Below are 3,324 nucleotides of genomic sequence, written 5' to 3' on the forward strand. Positions count from 1 at the left end.
AGACTGAACGATTTCAGGGCAACGGGAGACGCGCTCTGTTTTCGCGTATTGGACGACGGATTTCAAGCCCCCTCGAAAAGTGTCGGGTACTGAGAGACCGGCGGGACGGTCAAACGGATTCCGGTTGAACAGTTATGAAATAACTGCGAAACCCGACCAACGGGAGAAGGAAAAGTACGGGTTCCAGAATGGTGTTAGCTTTTGGTGCTGTTCCAAAAGATAACTGAATGACCGGAATCCGTATCAAACGGTCTGAAGCTCCAACCGCAAAAGCAGTGCAGGCTTTCTGCGGTTAGACCGTTGGACGGTTCGGCAGCTTGACCCTCAGAGCCTCACGACACACTCAACTGCACGATCAACCGTTCCAGCGTAACCCCGGCGTCCAGACCGCGTTTCATCGCCAGGTCCGCGTCCAGAATGCGGGTCAGGTGGGCGCGAATCCTGGCCTCGTTCAGCTTGCGGGCCACGTCCAGGGCTTTCTTGGCCGGGTACGGCCTGACGCCCAGGCGCTGGGCCGCCGCCGTCTCGGTGATACGGCCCTCTTCCTGAAGCAGCGCTACCGTGCGGGCCACCAGGCTGTACTGCCAGACTACCGTGCCCATCAGCTTGAAGGGGTCCTCGCCGGAGGCCAGCAGGCGGCGGAGCTGACCCACTGCCTCGCCGGGGCGGCCTGCCGTCGCCGCGCCCAGCATGGCGAAGCTGTCGCCGGGCGGCTCGCGGCCCACCACGCGCTGCACGGCCTCCCTGGTGTGCGGGCCGTCCAGCAGGGCCAGTTTGGTCAGTTCGCTGGCAATCCCCGCCAGATCGGACCCGAAGACCTCGGCCAGGTAGGCGGCGGCGTCCCTGTCCAGCGGCAGCTTCTGTTTTCTGGCGTACTGGACCACCCAGCCGGTGACCTCGCCGGGCTTGCTGGGCGCGGCGGAAACGATCTGCTCGCCGCGCGCCGCATACAGCTTGGTGCGCGTGGCGGGGGCCGCCTCATCCAGTACAGCCACGGTCACGGCAGCCCCCGCCAGCAGTTCCAGCAGCGCCTTGTCGGGCTTGACCCCTTCCAGGTCCACGATCACGCCGCCGTCGCCGAAGAGTCCGGGCGACAGGTGCGGTCCCAGGGTCTGGGCCGTCACGTCCTCGCCGCCCAGGCGGGGCAGATCGCGGGGGTTCAGGCCGCGCCGGGTCAGGGTCTCGCGCAGGGCTTCCTCGGCCAGAAAACGGTTGCCGGTAAAGGCCAGCAGGGTCACAGGCCGCCGTCCTCCGCCGCGCCGTGCACCACCAGGCCGGGTACGGCGTCGGTGGTCCCGGTGCCTCCGGGGGGGGGCAGGCCCAGGGTCAGGCGGGCCGCGCACAACTCCCGGTACATCCCCACGGCGCTGGTGGGCCGCTGCGCCGGATTGCGCGACAGGGCGGCGCGCAGCAGTGGGTGCAGCGCCTCTGGGCCGGGCAATTCGGCCAGCGTGGTGTGGATGCCCGCCAGCCAGCCCAGGGCGTCGGCGTAGGGCGGCTCGCCCGCCAGGCAGTCGAACAGCAGGACGCCCACCGAATACAGGTCGCTGCGGGCGTCACCGCGCGTGCCGTAGAACTGCTCAGGGGCCATGAAATGCGGCGTGCCCATGCGGGTGCCGCTGTGGATGTCCAGCGGCAGGTGCCGGGCGTGGCTCATGCCGAAGTCGATGATCTGCGCCGCGTCCCAGCTCGCCTGCCCGGCCCGCAGCAGCACGTTTTCCGGTTTCAGGTCCTGGTGGGTCACACCCTGCGCGTGCAGGTAGACCACGCCGCGCAGCAGGCCCAGCGCGACGGACGTGGCCTGATCCGCGCTCAAAGGGCCTGTGTCCAGCCGCTCGCGCAGCGTGCCGCCCTCCACAAAGGGAAAGATCAGTTGACGGGGCGAGGTTGCCAGCAGCGGCACCAGCGCCGGATGGTGCAGCGAGGCCGCCACCCGGCCCTCGTGCTGAAAGCGGGCCTGGGCACCAGGATCGTCGACCATCAGGGTTTTTACGAATACCGGCAGGCCACGCCACCGCGCCGACTCGCTTAGGACCCCGCCCCGTTCGGCCAGCGGTGTCCGCGCTCGCAGCTCTTGCAAAGTGGTCAATTCCTGCACCGTTCTACTCTAGGTTAGATGGTTCACAAAATCAGTAACGTGGTGTGAGCTGATACGATTTGCGGTTCAGATGCCCCTTTGAAGCCGGATGAAGGCAGAGGCAACTAATGCAGAGGGCGTGATCTGGACTGGGAATGCTCCTGAAGAGAGGGGCGTCCGGCCCATTTCAGGCTGAGACGGAATCTGATGCAGTCCGTCTCAGCCACGGATTTGCAGTTCACGCTGCGGCTTCTTGTGGCCGCATCCAGAGCCGCTGGCGCGCCGACGAGTCGCCACAACTTGACCCGGTCTGACACGCTTTCTGACGGCCCCTGTCCTGAAGCCATACTCAACTGCGCCTCAGCGGCGGTGCGGCAGTCCGCGCATAGACTGCTGCACATGCTGCCTTCCTCTGCCCCTGGCCCTGACGCGCTGCGCGCCGTCGTCTTCGATTTCGATGGCACCATCCTGGACACCGAAACCCGCGAGTTCCACCACTGGCAACAGTTGTACCGCCAGCATGGACGCGAGCTGGCGCTGATCGACTGGCAGCGTGGCATCGGCACCTGGGACGCCTTTGATCCCTGGGCCGGGCTGCCCGATGCGGTGCAGGCGGACCGCGAAAACGTTCATGCCGAGCTGCACGCCCGCATTGTGGCCGACATCGGCGAGCAGGACCTGCGCCCCGGCGTACGCGGGGTGCTGGAGGGGTTACACGCCGCCGGGTGGCCGCTGGCTCTGGCGACCAGCAGTGACCGCAAGTGGGTCACGCGCTGGCTGGAGCAGCACAGTCTGCTGAACCTGTTCACGGTCCTGTGCACCCGTGACGACGTGCGGCGCGTCAAGCCGGACCCCGAGCTGTACGTGCTGGCCGCCAAGTGCCTGGGCCTGCGCGCCGGGAACTGTCTGGCGGTGGAGGACAGCCTGAACGGCGGCACGGCGGCGGTAGCGGCAGGGATGCGGCTGGTGGTGGTCCCCAACGACGTGACCCGCACCCAGCCCTTTCCCCCGGAGTGGGCGCGGCTCAGCGACGGCTTCTCGCTGGGGCTGCCAGGTCTACTGGAAGCGGCAGGAGTGGCCGGGGCAGGGCAGGAACTTTAGCGTCGCCCTCCCGCTGGTGTTATACGGATTCCGTTTGTTTCGTGCATGAATCGGGACAGCGCCGACTCATCCACTCCACGTCCGGAACCCGTTTTTCTCCTGCTCGCTGTCTTGTCCAGAGCAGCGCCCATGAGGACGCTTGGACG

Annotated in this window: 3 protein-coding genes; 1 reads left to right on the forward strand and 2 read right to left on the reverse strand. The window is 66.8% G+C overall.

All coding sequences use genetic code 11. The features are described from left to right. Positions 1–332: 332 nt before the first annotated feature. Together holA and Q322_RS0119750 are read right to left on the reverse strand one after the other, a co-directional pair. Positions 333–1,238 carry a DNA polymerase III subunit delta gene (gene holA, locus Q322_RS0119745; RefSeq protein ID WP_029479552.1) on the reverse strand — a complete coding sequence of 302 codons (906 nt, stop codon included), beginning with the start codon at positions 1,236–1,238 and terminating at the stop codon, positions 333–335. Then, the gene (locus tag Q322_RS0119750; protein ID WP_084148120.1) at positions 1,235–2,098 is read right to left on the reverse strand and encodes a serine/threonine-protein kinase; all 864 of its coding nucleotides are present in this window, start codon (positions 2,096–2,098) and stop codon (positions 1,235–1,237) included. Before Q322_RS0119750 ends, holA begins: the two co-directional genes overlap by 4 nt. Before the next feature lie 378 nt (positions 2,099–2,476). On the opposite strand from Q322_RS0119750, the gene Q322_RS0119755 reads away from it, so the two are divergent. Continuing rightward, on the forward strand, positions 2,477–3,178 hold the full coding sequence (locus tag Q322_RS0119755; RefSeq protein ID WP_029479554.1) for an HAD family hydrolase: 702 nt from the start codon (positions 2,477–2,479) through the stop codon (positions 3,176–3,178). Positions 3,179–3,324 lie beyond the last annotated feature (146 nt).

This window comes from Deinococcus frigens DSM 12807 (assembly GCF_000701425.1).
Classification (GTDB): Bacteria; Deinococcota; Deinococci; order Deinococcales; family Deinococcaceae; genus Deinococcus; species Deinococcus frigens.